The 20,423-nt window shown below is 32.5% G+C and carries 15 protein-coding genes; 6 read left to right on the forward strand and 9 right to left on the reverse strand.

What is annotated here, in order from left to right:
* Nucleotides 1–15 precede the first annotated feature (15 nt).
* The 7 genes from HOO91_01005 to HOO91_01035 all read right to left on the reverse strand — a co-directional run bounded on the left by HOO91_01005 (nucleotide 16) and on the right by HOO91_01035 (nucleotide 9,465).
* Nucleotides 16–921 (reverse strand): hypothetical protein, encoded by a 906-nt coding sequence (locus HOO91_01005; protein NOU16124.1) that lies wholly within the window; start codon nucleotides 919–921, stop codon nucleotides 16–18.
* Nucleotides 921–3,146 carry a lantibiotic dehydratase family protein gene (locus HOO91_01010; protein NOU16125.1) on the reverse strand — a complete coding sequence of 742 codons (2,226 nt, stop codon included), beginning with the start codon at nucleotides 3,144–3,146 and terminating at the stop codon, nucleotides 921–923. Before HOO91_01010 ends, HOO91_01005 begins: the two co-directional genes overlap by 1 nt.
* A 35-nt stretch (nucleotides 3,147–3,181) precedes the next feature.
* Nucleotides 3,182–4,396: a lanthionine synthetase C family protein gene (locus tag HOO91_01015; protein ID NOU16126.1), complete on the reverse strand. Its 1,215-nt coding sequence runs from the start codon at nucleotides 4,394–4,396 to the stop codon at nucleotides 3,182–3,184.
* A gap of 6 nt (nucleotides 4,397–4,402) precedes the next feature.
* Nucleotides 4,403–5,647 carry a lanthionine synthetase C family protein gene (locus HOO91_01020; GenBank protein ID NOU16127.1) on the reverse strand — a complete coding sequence of 415 codons (1,245 nt, stop codon included), beginning with the start codon at nucleotides 5,645–5,647 and terminating at the stop codon, nucleotides 4,403–4,405.
* A 12-nt stretch (nucleotides 5,648–5,659) separates the two neighbouring features.
* Nucleotides 5,660–6,679, reverse strand: a complete 1,020-nt coding sequence (locus tag HOO91_01025) for an OmpA family protein (GenBank protein NOU16128.1) — start codon at nucleotides 6,677–6,679, stop codon at nucleotides 5,660–5,662.
* Nucleotides 6,680–6,803: 124 nt separating this feature from the next.
* Nucleotides 6,804–7,013, reverse strand: a complete 210-nt coding sequence (locus HOO91_01030) for a hypothetical protein (protein ID NOU16129.1) — start codon at nucleotides 7,011–7,013, stop codon at nucleotides 6,804–6,806.
* Between the two features lie 76 nt (nucleotides 7,014–7,089).
* Nucleotides 7,090–9,465 carry an ABC transporter permease gene (locus HOO91_01035; protein NOU16130.1) on the reverse strand — a complete coding sequence of 792 codons (2,376 nt, stop codon included), beginning with the start codon at nucleotides 9,463–9,465 and terminating at the stop codon, nucleotides 7,090–7,092.
* A 232-nt stretch (nucleotides 9,466–9,697) separates the two neighbouring features.
* On the opposite strand from HOO91_01035, the gene HOO91_01040 reads away from it, so the two are divergent.
* Nucleotides 9,698–11,500 (forward strand): hypothetical protein, encoded by a 1,803-nt coding sequence (locus HOO91_01040; GenBank protein ID NOU16131.1) that lies wholly within the window; start codon nucleotides 9,698–9,700, stop codon nucleotides 11,498–11,500.
* 266 nt (nucleotides 11,501–11,766) lie between these two features.
* Here the strand turns inward: HOO91_01040 and HOO91_01045 are convergent, their stop codons facing one another.
* Both HOO91_01045 and HOO91_01050 read right to left on the reverse strand, forming a co-directional pair.
* Nucleotides 11,767–13,965, reverse strand: coding sequence for a tetratricopeptide repeat protein (locus HOO91_01045; protein ID NOU16132.1), 2,199 nt, complete (start codon nucleotides 13,963–13,965; stop codon nucleotides 11,767–11,769).
* A gap of 115 nt (nucleotides 13,966–14,080) precedes the next feature.
* A complete protein-coding gene (locus tag HOO91_01050; GenBank protein ID NOU16133.1) occupies nucleotides 14,081–14,206 on the reverse strand; it encodes a 30S ribosomal protein THX in 126 nt (41 codons plus the stop codon).
* Between the two features lie 176 nt (nucleotides 14,207–14,382).
* On the opposite strand from HOO91_01050, the gene HOO91_01055 reads away from it, so the two are divergent.
* From HOO91_01055 to HOO91_01075, 5 genes are all read left to right on the forward strand, one after another.
* Nucleotides 14,383–14,940 (forward strand): hypothetical protein, encoded by a 558-nt coding sequence (locus HOO91_01055; protein ID NOU16134.1) that lies wholly within the window; start codon nucleotides 14,383–14,385, stop codon nucleotides 14,938–14,940.
* A gap of 419 nt (nucleotides 14,941–15,359) precedes the next feature.
* Nucleotides 15,360–17,498 (forward strand): TonB-dependent receptor, encoded by a 2,139-nt coding sequence (locus HOO91_01060; GenBank protein NOU16135.1) that lies wholly within the window; start codon nucleotides 15,360–15,362, stop codon nucleotides 17,496–17,498.
* A 135-nt stretch (nucleotides 17,499–17,633) separates the two neighbouring features.
* On the forward strand, nucleotides 17,634–18,275 hold the full coding sequence (locus HOO91_01065; protein ID NOU16136.1) for a hypothetical protein: 642 nt from the start codon (nucleotides 17,634–17,636) through the stop codon (nucleotides 18,273–18,275).
* Nucleotides 18,276–18,648: 373 nt separating this feature from the next.
* Nucleotides 18,649–19,710 (forward strand): histidine kinase, encoded by a 1,062-nt coding sequence (locus HOO91_01070; GenBank protein ID NOU16137.1) that lies wholly within the window; start codon nucleotides 18,649–18,651, stop codon nucleotides 19,708–19,710.
* 134 nt (nucleotides 19,711–19,844) lie between these two features.
* Nucleotides 19,845–20,402: an isoprenylcysteine carboxylmethyltransferase family protein gene (locus HOO91_01075; protein ID NOU16138.1), complete on the forward strand. Its 558-nt coding sequence runs from the start codon at nucleotides 19,845–19,847 to the stop codon at nucleotides 20,400–20,402.
* The last annotated feature ends 21 nt before the right edge of the window (nucleotides 20,403–20,423 follow it).

The raw sequence follows: 20,423 nt of genomic DNA on the forward strand, positions 1-20,423 counted from the left end.
TGATAATGAATATTTTTAATTTAAAAAAGACTTTTTATCCATACTAGATTTCAATTTGCCAACTTCTGATTTATAATGTTTATATAACAAATAGTAAATTGCCAATTCATGCTCCCTATGTTTTGTCCTGAACAAGCGATTCAGGTTCATGTGTATATAACTAAAAATTATAGAATTAATTTCTTCTTGTATTAATTTAGTTTTTATAGATTTTACTACTTCAGTTGATGCACTTGATCTCTTTTTGATAAGTTCTACGATTGGACTCAGTTCGGGTTCATTGTTAATAGAAGAACTTAAGAAAAAAATAATTTTTTCTCGATACATCCTATATTTAGTGTCCAGTTGATATTTTAAAGGCTTATTTAAATTAAATTCGTTAGCATAGCTAGTTTGCAAAGCATTAAGCAACTCTATTTTATCTTTTAAGTTATAGCCAAAATCATTTAATAAACAATCTATAGAGTGTAAGCCAAAGAGCCATCTATATTCCTCACCTTCTTCTCCATCTAATAAATCTAAAAACTTAATAATGCAATTACTGTCTAGGTAAAATAGATTTTCAGAATCTTCCATTGTTTTTTCACCGTACCTTTCAATTTCTCTTTTGTAGGTGTCAATCTGTATTTTAGAAATAATTCTTTTGTCAACTAATGGGCTTACTTCTTTATTAAAATTTGATATTACTACTATTAGCCTTTGAATATTTTGGACATGAAGTCTAATACGTAAATGCAAATCAGGATCATTGTATCGTATAAAAAACCATTTGTCTATAGTCTTCTCATTAAGAAGTTTGTTTATAAGTGGTAATAAAATACTTGTTAGTATGTAATCAGTGGATTTAGGTCCGCTATATATTTTATAGTATAACCATTCATCACCGATAATGAAGTTTCGTTTAAGATTTATATTAGCCATTAATGCATACTTTTAAAGAAATGGAAAATAAATTGATTACTATGATATCCGTTTGGGCCATTTATTATCGAATTTTCGCTACTAAAAAGGAATTCTTCTAATCTGAATATTTTCTGTTTTTTTATTAGTGAAAAAAGAATTTTTATACAGATTAAGTTGTTGAGATTTAATAGTAATTCATTATCACCTTGGATGAGCTTTACATAGGATGGTATTCCTTTTTGTTTTCGCCAATCAGTTATTACCTTGATTAGTTCATCATCTTTTAGTGTAACATATTTTTTCATTTCATCTTTATCGATATTCCAGTATGCGAGTGAAAGAATTATATTCCTATATGTCACTCTTGGGAATAGACCTACATTACTGTCTAAAAATCCCCAATCAAAATGAATTACGCTTCTTAAATTTTGAAATTGTAAATCACAAAGGAATTCATAAATTGGTAAAGAATTAAATCTGAAATTATGAGCTGTTGTTAATCTAGGAATGATTACTTTATTTAGTTTTTTTGATCTAAGTTGAATATATCTCCCATTGGGAATAGAGATATGTAGGTCTTTAATGTCAAGTTGGAAATCTTTATTTAATGTGCTTTTAGTTAAATATGGGATTTCATATTCTCTTAAAATTGGTCGTAATAATATATTGCCTGTGCGTGATTCTGGAAGGTGCACAATTTCAGCAACAATTTCTTCTTTATAAAAGATTCTCTCGAACTCGGTAATTTCTTTAGTAATACTACTAATTACTTGATCTCCATGACAGAATCTACCAATTATGTTTGCCGCACTCGAATCTCCTGCTCTATCCATTTTGATATAGAAATCGTTTGTTTTATCTTTTTTGTAAATTTCAACCATAGAAGAGAAAGTAACTGGTAAATCATTCCAATTTGTTTTTAACTCTTTCAAGTCTTCATCTGTAATTTTAATCTCAGTTTCTTTGCTGGCGATGGCTTCAACATATTTATTAAATAGCAAATCTTGAAAAGCGGTTGTGCTTATAAATGACTTTGAGTTTTGTTCGGGAATGCTAAGATCTTCAATTAGAGGGTTTATATCACTATTCAAATTCGTTTTATTTCCGTAGCCAATGCCAATCTCGGGGTCAAGGGCTTCATATAATGGAATCTCTTCTTCTTCGTATTTACGATAAAAATTGTTCTTGAATTCTTCTAAGTAACTATTGCTCTTTTTCTCTGTAATTTTATTTAGAATTTCTATTCCTTTATATAGTCCGTCTTTAATATTTTTGTCTAAGAAATTGGTTTCGGTTTCCAAGAATAGATCTGTTTGGAATAAGAAATTTTCATCGAATTTTGCATTTAGTTTACGAACAGCATCTTCAATTTCTTCATAGATATACATATTGGAGCCTAGTTCACCATCGTCTAAAACTCTTAAAAGGTTTTCAATTGATTTAAATGATTGGTATGATTCGATTTTTGGTATTATTTTTTTTAGTACATCAAGTAACTGTTCGGTGAATTCTTTTCCCGAAATTGAAGGATTTAGTTGACTAAGCAGTATTTGAGAATCAATTAGTTCGTTTATGAAACCTTTTGCCTCATCAGTGCTAATTTTTTCATCGATAAGTATTTCGACTAGGTTATTGATATATTCTCCATTTTCTGAGTTCTTAAGGATTTTTTGTAAATAGGGCGAGTTGTCAACTCCAATTGTAAAATAATTTCTGTTCCCATTAATGTACTTATATTCGATATATCTTATTTGATTGTTAGAAACGTAAATGCTTGAATTTGGATAAAACAGGATGTTTTCTCTTATTTCGGGTATTTTCTCAAGAGTTAGTGACAACGAGCACAGATAGTTCATGTCAAGCCTAGTATGTCTTTTGAATTTTTCTGGTTTGATTAAGTTAATCTTTGTTTCATTATTAAATGTACCCACAGAACATCCAGCAAATAAACCAAATGGAGTACAGCGCGATGACATTCGAGATAAGTATTTTACTAATGAAATGCCAAGAGTTTCTATCTCTTTTATATCCTTAATCTTTTTATTTTCCCATAAAACTAACCTTTGGTAGAAACTTGGAGAGGCAAGGAAAATAGCCTCTTTTATAATAGGATTTTTAAAGTACTCGATTAAGTTGGCTTCGCTGATATTATTACCTAATATTCCCTTAATAAAGTTTATTGGAAGCAAAGGTGTTCTTAAAATATAGGAGTCAGAGATATGATATGGATGCATTTTATTCATAAAACCCGATTTTCAATTGTTTTATAATTGCCAACTCAACTTAATAGGAAACAGTTATCCCAAGAGGGTTCATTTTCAGATATCGCAGACATTAATGACAAACCAATACCAGCAGCCCCTTCAAGTAAACCATAGTTTTTTATCCATTTATTGTCACTGTCATAGGATTTATAGCCTGCGCATCCATTATTAAAAGTAGCAAATTGTAAAGTTTTTTCATACCAGAATTGAGCCGCTTTTTTGAATTCAATAATGTTGGTTTCTTGGTATAGTCGATTGAATATATGAGCATTTCCAACTGTTCCATGGCAGAAACCTGCATCAACAGTTAAGGTTTCTTCAAAAGATTTTTTGGTAGAACAATTCATTAAAACTTTTAATCCAAGTTTGGACATTTCGTTATTAGAATAATTTAATCCTCCTTTGAACAAGCCAAAACCTAAGCCAAGATCTCCGTAACACCAAGCCAATCTATTTCTTGATGAATAAGTACCATCTGGTAAATCAATATATTGAGGAAAATAATAGTTAAACTTTTCAAAATCTAACGGGTGATTTTTTATAAAAAGGAATGATCTATTCAATAATTCTTTTGAAATATTTGATTCAATGTTGTACTTCGTCAGGTTTGATAATATTAGGATAATACCAGGAATGCCGTGAGCCAAGCCCATGCTATATATCTTATTTACGCTTTTATCATGATTTACTTTATATGCATGCCATGCAATACTTCCATCGTCAAGATTAATTCCTTGTGATTCAAATTGCTCTAACAATGGTAAGGAGAATTCTCTTAAAAGAACTTGGTTGAATTTGAAAAAACACCATACTATACCCATTATACCATGTAAGAAATCCCAGTTTTTTGTATTAATCTCGTAGTTAATTCTCTGAACTAAAGATTCTTCTATAATATTCCAATTTTCGAAAATTTCCTTCGTGATAAATTCTTCTTTTTCTAATTCTTTTAGAAGCCAATAAAAGCCGCATATTCCATTTGAAAGTGAATAACCTGAGATGCTAGAATTAATTGCTTTAAAGGATTTTTCGAGATATTTATAACCAATCTCAATAAATTTGTCATTGTTGAAGAGCCTTCCATAATTAAAACAAAATAGTGAAATTCCAAGTTTCCCGGTGAAAAGAAAATCGTTTTCAATTTTTATTCTTTTTTCAAACAAAAACGCTATTTCATGAATTTTAGAAACGTATTGTTTGTCGTCTTCAATTATTTTCTTCCAAGTCATAATTTTCTAACTTAATAGTATAGAACTATCCCATACTGGTTCATCTTTTGATATGCTAGATATTAGTACCAAACCAATTCCTGATATTCCAAATTGCAAGCCATATAAAAAATTGTTATCCTCGTTAAAAAAACCTCCTATTTTATTATTTGGATTATACATATCAATCAATTTATCATGCCAATATAATGCTTGGTTAAGAAATTGGGTTTCTCCTGTTAAATGATATAGTCTGTTGTAAATATGTGTTATCCCTGCTGCACCATGGCAAAAATAGGGTGAATTAATCTTAGTAACTATTTTAATGTCTTTGGAACATCTAAGCGCAATGTCAATTCCAATACTAATAAACTCTCTGTTTTGCAACTTATTTCCAGCAAATACTAAAGAAAAGGCTATCCCTAAATCGCCGTAACACCAACCAATTTTAGGGTTTGAGTGGTGGTCGTGTTTATTTGTAACAGATGGAAATAATTGATCTTCATTTTCATTTTTTTGCTTTAGTATCCATTTCACAGATTTTGTTAATACTTTCTTAATTTCTGTTTTTAAAATACCTAACTCGTAAATTTTGCTAAGAATAATTATTGTACCTAACATACCATGTGCTAAGCCTAAGTTTACTTCTTCCCCAAAAAGAATTTCTGGCATTGAGAGCGTTTGGTTCTGAATAGCATTATAATGTTTTCTATTATCTACCCATCTGATTCCATTTTCATCATCGATTGAGATTTTTCTAAAATTTTTCACCAAATTGTATAAATCTTGATAGTTGTTATCGTATTTCCCCTTTTCAATTAAATACTCACCATACCCATTAAGTCCATCGAATAGATCGATATTTCTTTTGGCGGCTTCTAAGTTTATTGATGGTAGAATTAGTTTATCAATATTTCTGAGAGAATCTTCAAATTCCTTATCATATTTTACAACTCTGGAATTAGCCATAAAATAGTAAAACCAAGCAATACCTGATAATCCTTTCATATAGGATGAATCGATTTGAGCCGTTGATAGTTTGTTATTTAGGGCGTTAAAATAAAAATCAAGGTTACTTTTCTTCGAAAGCATAAAATCATGCCATAATAGGAAAAGGGTATTACCTACTGAACCTGTGCTCAAAGATAAATCTGTACTTGCAGGTTCAATGCTTTCGATACATTTCCTGATGTTGTTGAGTATTATGTTTGTTTCTTCGTTTCTTTCTGTAATGGGTTTCCAATTCTTTTTATCCTGTCGAAGTGATCTCATTTAAAAAAAGTGTTAGTTTTTCTTTACAATTTTAATTTCAACCCTTCGGTTGTTTTGCTTATTCTTCTCGGAAGTGTTTTCGTTTAATGGTTGAGTACTACCAAACCCCGCGTACGATAATCTTTCCTTATTTATTCCTCTGTTTAGCAAAAAGTTGTAAACTGATTTAGCCCGTTCTTTAGAAAGTTCGTAGTTATATTTCTCTAAGCCTACATTATCAGTATGCCCATTAATTGATATTACAATGCTACTGTTCTTTTGCAGGTATTTGATTAGTTCCTCTAATGTTTTGTAGCTTTCGGGTAGTAACGTACTCTGGTTGAACTCGAAGTTTACATTTTTTAGGATAAATACATCGCCCTGTTTGTATTTAAATGTATCGATACTGGTTATATTTTGAAGTATGGTGTGCTCATCAACCAAGGGGTAGACAGAGATATCATCTATAAAGTAGTCGCAAAGGCAGAATGGTTTTTTAAATAGATTAATGTAGGTTAATGTAAAATACTTTTCACCACCATTGGCGGTATATATGCCCTCGACCTTTACCCATTTTGTTGTATCCATGAGCTCCTTATACTCATATATGCCAACCTGATTGTTGAAGTTTTCATATCTATATATCGAATCCATGCAGGAATATTTTGTTAATAGCCCAAATACAGGAGTTAGTGCGCATTGACTACACCAAGCCAGTTTCAAATAGAACTCAACCCTATATTGGCTATCCTTGCTTAGTGTTTGGGTAAGTTTGGTCTGAATTGTCTCATGTTCGCCAACAACAATTCCAGCAAATCCATTTCCTGTTCTTGGAGTTCTCAGCCCTGGCATGGCCATATTGAAATAAAATGGGTTTGAACGTGAATTATATAGATCGGCACGGTTAAGTGTGTACCATCCGGTTGCCAGACTAATTTGAGCGTAATTGTCAGGATATCTCTCAACGGTTTCAAAGTCACCGTTAAAAACTAAATTTTGGCTGAAAATAATTTTAGAGAGAAGAATTAAAAAAGTAAAAAGAGGAAACTTCATTTTTCAAAGATTAGATTTGATTCAAATTTAAGGTTTGGAGGAATTCTTCTCCTCCAAACCTATTACAATTTCAAGGGATAGTACAATTTACTATTGTATTATGTCTTTTGTTAATTTCAAAATGTTAGTGACAAACTGCACAGCCTGAAAGAGCTCCAGTTTTAACGGCTCCACTTTGACATGTGTGTTGAGGATAGCAACAGGATACTTGTTGTGTTGTGCAATTTTCAAGCCCTGTTTCACCACCTATAATTTTGGAAGCCTGATTCTTACTTAAATTCGAAATAGTCTCCTTGCTTAAACTTAGATTCTTAAATGAATTTTTCTTTTTCATAATAATTGAGTTTTAAATTATCAGTAACTTGAAAAGGTGTACTGATTTAACCTTATTTTTTAACGTTTTATATAGTCTATTCGTATTTCAATACATCAACTGGATTTTCGTTAGCACTTTTAATAACATTTACAATTATTGTTAATAATACAATTAGTAGTGATATGCTTGCTATAGTAGCGATTAAGCCAAGAGTTATAGGGCTTTTATAGATGAAGTTTTCCTGCCATTTTGAGTTAATATATACTATTATTGGCCAGCTAATGGTATTCGCAATAAGAGTTAGGATTCCATAATGATTTATGAATATCATTGCAATCTGAGTCGTTTTTGCCCCGTTAATTTTCCTAACCCCAATTTCTTTCCTTTTTTGCTGGACTGAGTACAGTGATTGGGCAAACAGCCCAATAACAGCCAAGAATATTGCTATTATGCTAAAGAAGATAATAATCCTCTTTAATTGATCTTCTTTGTAGTAGACTATATTTTGACCTTCTTTGATATCCTTTAGGAAGAAGTTTTGATTTGGTCTGATTTCATCCCAAGTTTTTTGAACATGTTTTTTTACATCATTAAAGCTACCCTCCTTGATATTCAAAATCATATCGGTTGTATATTTTGCTTTCCCAAGAACTAAAACCATTGGTTCAATATTATCCAGCGTTGATGTTTGGTGGAAATCCGTGATAACCCCAATAACATTGCATCCTTCAATCTTTTCGTCTAAGGGATTATTAAGGCCAAGCATTTTTGCAGTTTTCTCGTTTATTACACAATTTGATGAGTCGGTTGGTAGTTTTTCATCAAAGAAACGACCTTTTATAACTTGTATTTTCAGAAGTCTAGTAAAATTTGGATCTGTAATAATGCATTTAACTTTTATTTTTTCATTGGGACGATTTTTAGGCGGAATCATATACTCCATAGCAGTGGACAAAGGAGGTAAACCCCAACCTGATGTTATCTCATAAATATTGGGAGATTCAAGAAGTTTTGATTTGAAATTTATGAGTAATGATTGTGTGAAATTACTTGTTGGGCAGCTAAAGATTACCTTATTTGTGCGATTATACCCAGGATCTTTGGTTTTCAGTAGATTAATTTGTCTGCTTATGCTTAAAGAGCAGCCTATAAGAATTGTAAAAACCAATATTTGAAATGTCAGTATTCCGTTTTGAATAAAACTTTTTTTTCCGAGATTTATATTATTACTAATTAAGGCATTTACTGCTTTACCCCTTGATAGTTTGTAACTTATATTGAGTCCCGAAATTAAGCCGATTAACAGAGTGATAATTAAAAAATAGAATAGTTGCTCAGTGTTGTTTAAATTAATTTTAAGTTCGACAAAAAATAGTTGGTTAACTTTCTCTATTCCAAATTTTGCCAACAGATAAGCTAAAGGGAGACAACAAAGACAGAGTAAGAGAGATTCTGAAATAAACTGCCTCCGAATGATTGATGATGAGCCGCCTAGTACTTTTTTTATGCCAATCTCTTTTAATCTTACCTCTGTTTTGGATACTGAAAGCATAATATAGTTGAACATTGCAACTAAAATTATTATCAGTGCTAAGGCTGAATAAAGAAGAACGAATTTCTTATTCCCTCTTGATGGTTCAAAATTTAGATGTTCTGAATTAAAGTGTATATCACAAATATTTTGTAAAGAATAGTGGTATTGTTCTTTAGGGAAATCCTTCTTTTGCTCAAACTCATTCCATTTAGCTATAAAAGGTATAACATTATTAGGGCTTTTAAATAGAATAAAGGTTGTACAAAAGTTAAAATCCCAACTGGTTTTAATGCTATTTATCCATGGAGCATCAGAGTATACTTTTGATAGCAGGTTAACATTGGCTAGGTAGCTAAAACTGTAAGATGAATTTTCAGGCAGATCATCAATAACTGTAATAACTTCAAGTTGAAACACTCTCGATTCAATTTGAACTTCTACCATTTTTCCAATAGGATTTTGCTTTGGGAATAGTATTTCCGATTTACTCCGAGTAAGGACAATTGAAGTCGGAGAGTCTAAGCAACCTTTTACACTACCATAGATTTGTTTTGTACTAAAAAGGTCAAAATAGTTACTAGTGCTTAGGTAGAGTTCGTTTTCAGGGTTAAAACTCTCTCCTATTTTTATTTTAACATTTTGTAATTCACATATTTGAGTTATGGATTCTACTTCGGGATAATTATTTGTAAGCAAATCACTTAAAATCATTGATGATTTTGAGGTAGACTGCTTATAGGTTTTATCTTCACATAGCACTCTGTAAATTCTTTCTCTCTTTTGTTGAAATTTATCATAGCTGGTTTCTTTTACAACATAGCTTATTATTATAAAAGAGCTTGCTAGGCTAATAGTTAACCCTAATAAGTTAATAATGAGAATGATTTTATTTTTAAGCAAACTTCGAAGGGTAGTAATAATATAATGTTTTAGCATAAAATTTTATGTATAATTTATCATTTATAATTTGATGAACTTGAATATAAAAATATAAAAATATATTAGGATTATGATAAATGCTTGGTTTTTTCTATAAAAACAAATATTTTTAGTAAATATTGTTATTTGTTGTTACTTTAGAGTTACTTTAAAAAAGAGCTTCATCTTAATGTGGTTTTTAGACCGAACATATTGATCAAATTTTAAGTTTTGGAAAAGATTTTTAATTATGGATTTAAAAGATTTTTATAGCCGAAGAGTTGGTTCTTTCAAGAATAAAAGTAAAGAGTGTAATCGTTATGCTAATTTACTATCCTTTTCTCGGCTTATAATATTCATCATAATCCCTTTTTCGTTTATTGGGCTATACAATATATCGATTCTTCTATCGATTTTGGCTTTAGTGGCTCTACTTTTTGTTTTTGGTTGGACAATAAAGCGACATTATTTCTTCCAAAAGGAGGCGCAAGTTTATGAGTATTTATCTAAGTTAAATCAGGATGAGATTAGAGCCGTTGAAGGCGATTTGAAGGGATTTTATGATGGTATTGAGTTTAAACCCAAAAATCATTTCTATGCATCCGATTTGGATGTTTTTGGGGAAGCATCGCTATATTCATTGGTTAATAGAGCAACAACTTGGCCTGGGCGAAAAAAAGTTTCAGAATGGTTGTTGGGGCAAGCAGATGTTGAGGCTATTACTAAACGACAAAATGCCATTAAGGAATTGCGAGATTTAGTTGATTTTAGACAAAAACTACAATCGTTTTGCGTAAAAGTTCCCGAGTTAGGAACTAATCCCAATAGTTTACTTCAGTGGATTAGAGAAACAGGTTTAATAGATAATCCGTTGAAGTTGATCATTGTTATTTCCTTTCTTTCTCTTTTATCGGTTGCTGGTATCGTAATGCTGATTCTTGGTAAAGGCTTTGGACTTTTAGTATTATCAATCATTGGTAATATTTTAATTGGCTTTCGGTATAAAAAAAATATTGATGATACGCATGAAAAGTTATCTAAAGCAGGAACATACCTAAAAATGTACTCTGAAATTATAGGCTTTGTTAATATTCAGAAATTCAAGTCCATACTTTTATCTGATTACATTCAATGCTTTAGTAAAGGTGAAAGTTCTGCCAAATCCTCAATAAAACAGCTAGCCAAAATACTAGATCGATTCGATTTAAGGTTTAATATAATGATTGGAGTACCGTTAAATCTCCTGTTTTCTTGGGATATCTGGCTGCTATTAAGCCTTGAGAAATGGAAACATAAGCATAAAGATGATATTAAAAGTTGGTTTGATGCTTTAGGTGAATTCGAAGCAATTTCGAGTTTTGCTAATTTGTCTTTTAATAATAAGGGTTGGACTTTTCCCGTAATTAATCCAAAAGATTTTGTTTTTAAAGCGAAGGATTTGGGTCATCCCTTAATTCCAATAAGTAAAAGGGTATATAATGATTTAAATTTCTCTGGTTTTGGAAATATGTTACTGGTAACAGGTTCGAACATGTCGGGAAAAAGCACATTCCTAAGGACTGTAGGAATTAATATGATTCTGGCTGGGGCTGGCTCACCTGTTTGCTCATCAAACTGTGAGATTATGATAAGAACACCGTTTACCAGTATGCGTATAGCGGACTCTCTTGAGGAAAATATATCAACATTTTATGCTGAGCTGAAACGTATCTCGGAGATTATTGAAGCGGTTGATAGGAACGAACCCGTTATTTTACTCCTTGATGAGGTGCTTAGAGGAACTAACTCAAATGATAGGCATAAAGGTGCATTGGCATTGCTTAAGCAGCTGGTTAGTACTGGAGCTGTTGGTATTATGGCAACTCACGATTTAGAACTTGCAGATCAAGAGTTAATATCAAAAGGATATATCAAACCATACTTTTTTGATGTGCAGGTGGATGGAAGCGAACTCTTTTTTGATTACAAATTACACGAAGGGAAATGTACCACTCTTAACGCTTCTATACTAATGAAAAAAATGGGAATTCGATTTGATTATTTGGATACTTAAAAATTATTTAAAGTCAGTTCGATATAAAGAGTTATTTAATTACACATTAATCAATATTATACATATGAAATTTAATTGGAATGATGAAACCGAGCTTGCGAGTTCGACGAAGTCAAAAATGGAATATTGGAAGAAAAAAGTTAGAAGAAGTTCCATAATTTCATTATTCCAGCCTTCCATCACAATACTGATTTATATATCTCTGCAAATAAATACATTAACGTTTCTTAAATCGAACTGACATTATTTACCCAAGTGAATGAATATTATACTTTTAAACCCAATATACAAATATCATCAATTTGCTCTCCCTCACCTTTGTATGCATTGAGTGTATTGAGAATAATTTCTTTTTGTACGCTCATGGGTTTATTGCAATTTTCTACTAATAATTTTGAGAATTGTTTTTGTCCAAATTTTCTTTTTTCGGAATTCATTTGATCAATAAATCCATCAGTTGCAAGGTATAGACAAGAGTTGTTACTTAGATTTATTTCATGATTAGTATAATATCGTTTCGACTCTCGCTGAAAACCACCAACCGATTTTCTGTCCCCTGATATTCTTTCAAGTTTCCCATCCTGAATAATAATCAGGGCTCTATTTGCTCCTGCAAAGGTTACTCTACTTGTACTACGATTAATCTTTATTAAACATACATCCATGCTTGCATGAGACTTACTATGAGATTCTTCTTGCTGCAACACCTTTCGGATCTTTTGATGCAGGTATTCAAGAATTAGAGAAGGATCATGTGTGTGCCATTCGTTTACGATCTGATTAAGAATTGTATTGCCAATTAGCGACATAAATGATCCAGGAACACCATGACCTGTGCAGTCTATTACCGCTGCAAAAACTAAATTCTGAACCGAACTAATCCAGAAAAAATCTCCGGAAACAATATCCTTAGGAAGGAATATTACAAATTGATCCTTGAATAGTTCATTTAGTTGTTCTTCCTTTGGAAGAATGGCTTGTTGAATTGTTTGAGCATATTCAATGCTACTAATAATTCTTTCATTCTTTGCAGCAATAATTTTTTTAGAATTTTCAAGAATCACATTCTTTTTCTCAATTTCATCTCGTTGTGTAAGAATTTCATCCTGCTGTAATAATAGCTCTTCGTTCTTCTCTAGTATTTCATTTTGCTGCTTAGCAAGAATAATATTCGCTTTTTTCTTATTCCGAAGCGCGGAGTAAATAAATACAATTAGGATAGTTAAAAGCGCTAGGATTAAAATAAGGAAATTTCGAAATACCTTTTGTCTTTTTGATTTTTCTAAAAAGATATCATCCTTTTTGACTTGTAACACCTTAAAAATTTCTTGCTTCCTCTCAAATTGGTAAAGTAATTCAGCCTGAACGGATTGTTTTGTATTCTCCTCATTGAAAAGGCTATCGCGAATAGAAATGAATTCTTTATAGTACTTTAAAGCGAGTTTTGAATTATTTATCTTTTCGTAAACTTCGCTAAGTTTATAAAGTGCGTTGGAGTATGAATCAATTGACCCGGTCTCTTTTGCGAGATTTAAAGCTTTTGTAAAATGAAAAATTGATTGTTCAGGGTTTTTATCAATTAAAAAGTGCTTACCTAAATTTAGGTGACATTCAGTTTGTTGTGATTTGCTCCCAAGTTTAACAAATGTTGTAAGGGCTTCAAATAAAAAAGATTTTGCTAATTGAAGATTATTTTGTTCGGTATAAATTGACCCAATTTCACTATAGTTTACCCCGATTGCATCTAGGTTGTTTAGTTTTTTCGAAATTACTAACGATTTCAAGTAAAAATCAATAGCTTTGCCATACTCTTTCTTTTTTTGATAAGCACCTCCAATATTTAAATATGAGATTCCAATTTCTTCTTCATCATTAAGTTCTTGACCAATTTTCAACGAATTAAAGTAATATTCCAACGCTTTGTCAAAATCTTTCTGGTGTAGGTAAACAATTCCAATATTATTAAGAGTTACAGATATTCCTTGTTTATTATTAATGGATTGGTAGAGTTTAAGAGATTCAAAATAGTATTCAAGAGCGATTGGGTACTTTCCTTGAAGCCGATATACAGTTCCCATACTATTTTTTATACCTGCAATTCCTTTACGATCATTTAATTTTTTATAATATTCCAGAGAGGTAGAAAGTGCTTCCAGAGCTTTAATATAATTGTCATTAGATATATAAATATCACCTTTCGTTTTATAAAGACGTGCTAGTTGTTCTGGAAAGCCTAATTTTTCGCATAAAGGGATGGTTTTATCAATAAGTAGCGAGGCTTGGTTGAAATTTTCGTAATCATAGATGCTATCAATTTTACAGATAAGCCTTTCAGCCTGAATTGAGTCTTCTTTATATCTTGTTGATTGGTCTTTAGGATAATCTTCCTCTTGAGAAATACAACTCAAGTGAAAAACAATCAAAGCTAGTACACTTATGGTTTTATAATGCAAGATTCTATTCATAGAAATCAATTCTTATAAACAAATTTAACATTATTAAGATAACATATTGTATTTTTTTGATTAAAAACAAAAAACCGGGCTAAACCCGGTTTTTGTAAATTAAGTTACTATAGCATTACTTTGCTTTAGCCTTTGGTTTCTCAGTTTTTTCAGTTTTGACAGGTGCATTTTTTGGCCTTGTATTACCGTACGAACCCATAAATAATTTACCTCGACGGGTTTTTTTATCTCCTTTTCCCATGACTATTTATTATTATGTTGATAGTTAACTAATACTTACAATTGGTTTGCAAATATAGAAAAAAGGAATTCAGTAAAAAAATTACTTAATAATAATGTTGTGTTTTAGTTAATCTTTAAATTGACGTTGTTATAAATACCAAATATTATAATAAAAACCTTATAAAATATTGTATTATGGAAATTAAAGGATCTGCAGTTAAGGCAACCCCCGATTTTGTAAAGGAGAAATTTGGCACTCGATATAATGAGTGGATGAAATCTCTCCCCGAGGGTTCTAGGATAATAATTGAACAACCAATACTTGCTACAACATGGTATCCATTGTCCGATGCTGTGCTTATTCCAACGCAAAAAGTAGCCGATCTGTTTTTTTCGGGAAACAGTATAAAAGCTGCTAATGAAATAGGGAGGCATAGTGCCGATGTGGCATTAAAAGGGATTTATAGTGTATTTGCAAGAATAGGTTCGCCCCAATTTATGTTAAATCGTGCATCAAATATTTTTGCTGCATATTACAGACCATCTGATATTAAGGTTGTTGAAAGTACTGAGAAAAAGGTTGTGATTCTTCTTAGTAAATTCCATCCAAATGATAAGCTGGAAATGAATAGAATTGCAGGATGGATTGAAAAAACACTCGAAATTACCAAAAAACCACCTTTAAGGGTTGATTTGGAGAATCGTATTGAGGGAACTAATCTTTCAGCAAAAATTTCAGTAATTTGGAACTAGTTGGACAGAGTTTAGTTTGAATATTTACCACCTGAAAAAAGGGGGTAAAACAGCATTTCGTATGCAAATTAATTCCCTTTCATCCCATTCCTCAAGAACAGCCCCATTTTCAAAACTCAGTTAGCCCTCCTTCCTAAGGAGGGTTGGGTGGTTTTATGAAACTTTAGGATTAATTCTTATTACAAAGAAAATATATCGCATTTTGCGATAGTTATAAACACCCCAAAGAACCAGAACCACAACAAAACTCTAGTAACCTTCCTTTCAGAATAACTTTTTGACAACTTATCCCGATGATACTACACCTCATCGGGATTTTCTTTTTTACACCTTTTTAATAGATAATCTTTGCAGAGTATTCAAGTGAAATCTGATAATTCAAACAGTTAAAAGGAAATCAATTTAAATAGAAAAGGGATATGAAGAAGTTTAGCGTAATAGTATTCATCTTGCTTTCCAGTTTGTATTCAATATCGCAAACTGTGATTAAGGGAAAGATAACCGACACTGAGGGACAACCTTTACCGGGTGCAAATTTGATACTGAAAGGAACCTACGATGGTATTGGTACCGATGCAAATGGAAATTATAGTTTCAAAACCAACGAAAAGGGAAAGCAGATATTAATTGCAAGTTTTGTTGGATATTCAATTGTTGAAAAGGAGATTGAGCTAAATGGTGGCGAACTGGTTGTTGACATTACCCTTAAAGATAAATCAAACCAAATAGCCGATGTTGTAATATCTGCCGGTACATTTGAGGCAGCGGACAAAAAGAAAAGTGTCACCTTACAACCATTGGATATTGTTACCACGCCCAGTGCCGCTGGCGATATCTACGGTGCATTAACGGCACTTCCAGGCGCATCGTTGGTAGGGGAGGATGGTCGATTATTTGTTCGGGGTGGCGATGGTTACGAATCCAAAACCTTTATTGATGGGTTGCTGGTAAAAAAACCATACTCATCCAATACCCCCGATTTACCCTCTCGTGGACGCTTCTCACCATTCCTATTTAGCGGTACAATGTTTAGCACGGGGGGTTATTCTGCTGAATATGGGCAAGCATTATCTTCCGCATTAATTCTTAGTACCAACGCATTCCCTCAAAAAACTCAAACTGAACTTTCTTTTCTAACTGTTGGTTTAGGCGCAACTCAAACATATAAAGGGAACAATGCATCGATATCAATAGGTGCTGAATATTATAATCTGAAGCCTTATTTTAGTATTATAAATCAGGAGGTGGATTGGAATAGATATCCGGAATCACTCGGATTAACCCTAACTTCAAGGGTAAGAACTAAAGGCGATGGGGTGATTAAGATATTCTCAACATTCAGCACATCGAATAGCGGGTTAAAATATCCCGAAATGACAAGTCCGGGATCGATACAGAATATCAACTTATCAAATCGGAACAGCTATACAAATGTTAACTATACACGGAGCATCAGTAAATGGTCGATGAAGAGTGGGGTTGCATTCACCTATGATGAAAATCTACTAGGAATGGGCGCATTTGATGTGAATGATTATAACACAAACGTTCAAGCCCGGGTCTCGATGAAACGAAAGTTTAGCGATAGATTCACTTTAAATTTGGGTGGTGAAGAAACTGCGAACCTTTTTAACGAGAAGTATCACGAATTCTCTACCGATTTCCTTTTTAAAGGCAATCTAAAGGATTTTAACTCAGCACTATTCACGGAGGCAGAGGTTAAACCCCTATCGAAACTTGCCGTTAGGGTAGGGCTTAGGGGCGAGAATTCATCGGTTATTAACGATAAAAAGTTGGCAGTAAGAACATCTGCTGCATGGCTTATTAGCAAAGATATTCAGCTTTCAGTAGCTTATGGAACCTTTTACCAAACCCCAGAGGAGTCGATTTTGAAATTCGATCCTAAGATAGGGTATGAAAAGGCCGAGCATTATATCGCCAATATTCAGTACGAAAAGAACGATAGAATTTTTAGAATTGAGGGATACCTTAAACAATACAAAGGTCTTGTTATCTATGATGCTGCGCAATACTTCAATCCGCTTACCTACAGCAACTCTGGCGATGGCTTTTCCAAGGGTATTGATATTTTCTACCGCGATAGGAAAAGTTTTAGAAATCTCGATTACTGGATTTCCTATTCCTATATCGATTCAAAGCGAAAATATAGGGATTATCCCGAAAAGGTAACACCCCCTTATGCTGCAAATCACAACTTTACAATAGTTGCAAAACAGTGGGTGCAGAAGATAACCACTCAGTTTGGGGCAACATTCTCCCTGTCGAGCGGAAGACCTTATAACGATCCAAACAGTACACAATTTATGGATAAAAAAACAGCAAACTACTGCGATTTAAGCTTAAACGTTAGCCATCTCACATCAATCTTTGGAAAGGGTACAATTCTGTATGCTTCGGTTAATAATGTGCTTGGGCGAGATAATATTTATGGCTATCGGTACTACTCAATACCAAATTCAACGGGTGTTTATGAATCAATTCCTGTTAGATCCGAATCGAAGAGATTTATACTATTTGGGGTTTTTGTGACGATTTAAAGTTGGAAGTCGGAAGAAGGAAGATGGAAGCCGGAAGTCAGACTGATAGGTCAATATAACACAGCAATACAGCAACACAGCACAACAGTATCACAGCAACACAATCAAATAATAGATAACTAAAACAAAAATAAAATGAAAAGAACATTTTTAACAACAATCGTAATTGCTTTAGCAATGGTAGTAAATGCTCAAACACCTTTCGAGACAGCAATGAAAGAGAGTTTAGTCCTACTCGATAGTGCAAAAACTACCGAGGAAATGCAAGTCGTAGTAGGCAAATTTGAACGTATTGCAATGACCGAAACAACTCAATGGGAGCCTTTGTACTATGCAGCCTTTACTCAGATTAATTTAAGTTTTAGAGAAAAAGATGGTGATAAAAAGGATGCAATTCTTGATGTTGCTGAAAAAAATATCGAGAAAGCGTTAGAAATTAATGGTGATAAATCGGAGCTATATGCACTTCAAGGATTTTTGTACCAAGGTAGAATTCAGGTTAGCCCAATGCGTGGAATGACCTATTCTCAGAAAGCAGCCAATATTCTTGAGAAAGCAATTGAGGCTAATCCCGAAAATCCAAGAGCACTGTTTTTAATGGCTCAAAATATTTATTACACACCTAAAATGTTTGGTGGAGGAGCCAAAAACGCTTTACCTAAATTCCTTGATGCTAAATTAAAGTTTGAAAAAGAGGCTGGTAAGGAAGGAATTATGCCAAAATGGGGTGCCAAATCAAACAATAGAATGATTGAGGCATGTAATAAGGAGAACTAATTAACGTGAGCTCAGTGCGGAAATGACATGTTGATTATAAGTATAATATTAGATTGTTGCTTTGTCATGCTGAACGGAGTGAGGCATCTAAGTTCCTTCGCTTCGCTCAGGATGACAAGGGAGGTTCTTTGCTTCGATTATAACCGGCTTTGTGAACCGAAGATAGTGAACTCAGCAAATAATGAAAGAACGGAAGGTATTAGAAACCAACCGCTTACTCCTTATTATTCCAACATTCCAATAATCCATCAACACACAAATTGTTAATCGTTTTGGTAATATGACCGCTTACACCGAACTCGCATTGATATTTATTCTAACTTTAAGCACCTTATTTGTTAGCAAATAGGGTGCTTACTTAAAACATTTAGTAATGAAACTTGATAGCAAAAAATTAAAAAAACTTTTAATTAATGAGATAAGAGATGCTTTAATACTAGTTGCTATTAGTACAAGTATAACTTATCTGGTTGCTGGTAATCAAATATTCTCAAGTTTCTCGGGCTATTCAAAATCAATATTTTATGGTTTTATACTTGGTTTGACAATTTGGAAGGGAAATCAATTTTTAGGTTTAATCCTTGATAAAAAATTCCCTTGGGAAAAAAATCCGAGTACAACCTTTTTTTATCGAATTTCCGCCTCTATCATATTTACCGCAATTGATATATTAATTGTCAACTATTTAGTATACACGTTTGTGTATAAAATAAATATTTTTGACGATTTAAGACGAATGTTTTTATATGCAGTTATTACATTTGGAATTTCAATGCTAATAACTACAATTATCTATCTAAAACATTTCTTTATTAATTGGCGTGAATCCGTTTTACAGAAGGAAAAGTTTAAGCAGGATGCTATTACAATGCAGTACGAAACTCTTAAAAGCTATGTTAACCCACATTTCCTATTCAATAGCCTTAGCGTATTAAGCTCATTGGTTGAAAAGGATACAGCAAAATCGCAGGAATTTATAAAGCAGCTCTCGGATATTTACCGGTACGTTTTAGAGCAGAAGGATAAAGAGTTGGTGCCATTGGAAACTGAGCTAACCTTTATTGTTTCTTATATCAATCTACATCGGGTTAGGCATGGTGAGAATTTAAAGGTTGATTTAAGGGTTGATAACAATGACGGTTATGTTATTCCTTTATCATTACAAATATTGCTTGAAAATGCCTTTAAACACAATATTATCTCCGAGGAGGAGCCTCTTGATGTTACCATTTCGAGAGAAACTGATTATATTGTTGTACAGAATAAATTGCAAACTCGGAAAACAATTAATGAGAATGAGGGCATTGGTTTAGAAACCATCTCCAAGCGTTATGAGTTTTTTACAAAAAGACCCTTAATAATAAATGCTGATAATGGTTTCTTTACAGTAAAAATACCTGTTCTAGATCTAAGTGTTTTAGATGGTTATAAATAATCAACCTAAATATGATACTGAATTTCATATAACTTCTTTAAATCAAAAATCGTTGATCCTTGTTCTGAAATCTAATTTTTTCAATAATTAACAACTTAGGTAAATTATAAATTCCTTTTTAGCAAAAACCCTATATGAAGTATCTAATCTTTTTATCATACATTTTCTTTATCTCCGAGTTCCTGCTGATGCTCGTAAAACGCTCAAAAAAAAGCACCTCGAAGCATCAAAAAGATAAAGGTTCATTGGTTCTTCTATGGGTAACAATTTCCATTTGCTTTACATTCGGATTTATATTTGCAGACTATAGCCGATGGAATTTATCTCATCTGATTATGGCTGTTATTGGGTTACTAATCATTATTGTTGGATTAATAATTCGTTGGGTAGCAATTCTCCAGCTAAAAAAAGCCTTTACTGTTGATGTTGCAATTGGAACGGAGCAAAAACTTAAAACCGATGGGATGTATAAAACCATTCGGCATCCCAGCTATTTAGGAATGTTGATGATTATGATTGGATTTGCCATTTCCATGAATAGCATTATGTCAATTTTGGTTATTGTTATTCCAATGATTATCGTTTTATTGTTTAGAATTTCAGTTGAGGAAACCCTTTTGCTTGAGGCATTTGGTAATCAGTACATCGAATTCAGAAGTAAAACCAAAAAGCTGATTCCTTGGCTGTACTAACTCTAGGCACTCGAAGTACTT

The sequence above is a fragment of the Bacteroidales bacterium genome (assembly GCA_013141385.1).
In the GTDB taxonomy this organism is placed as follows: Bacteria; Bacteroidota; Bacteroidia; order Bacteroidales; family Tenuifilaceae; genus UBA8529.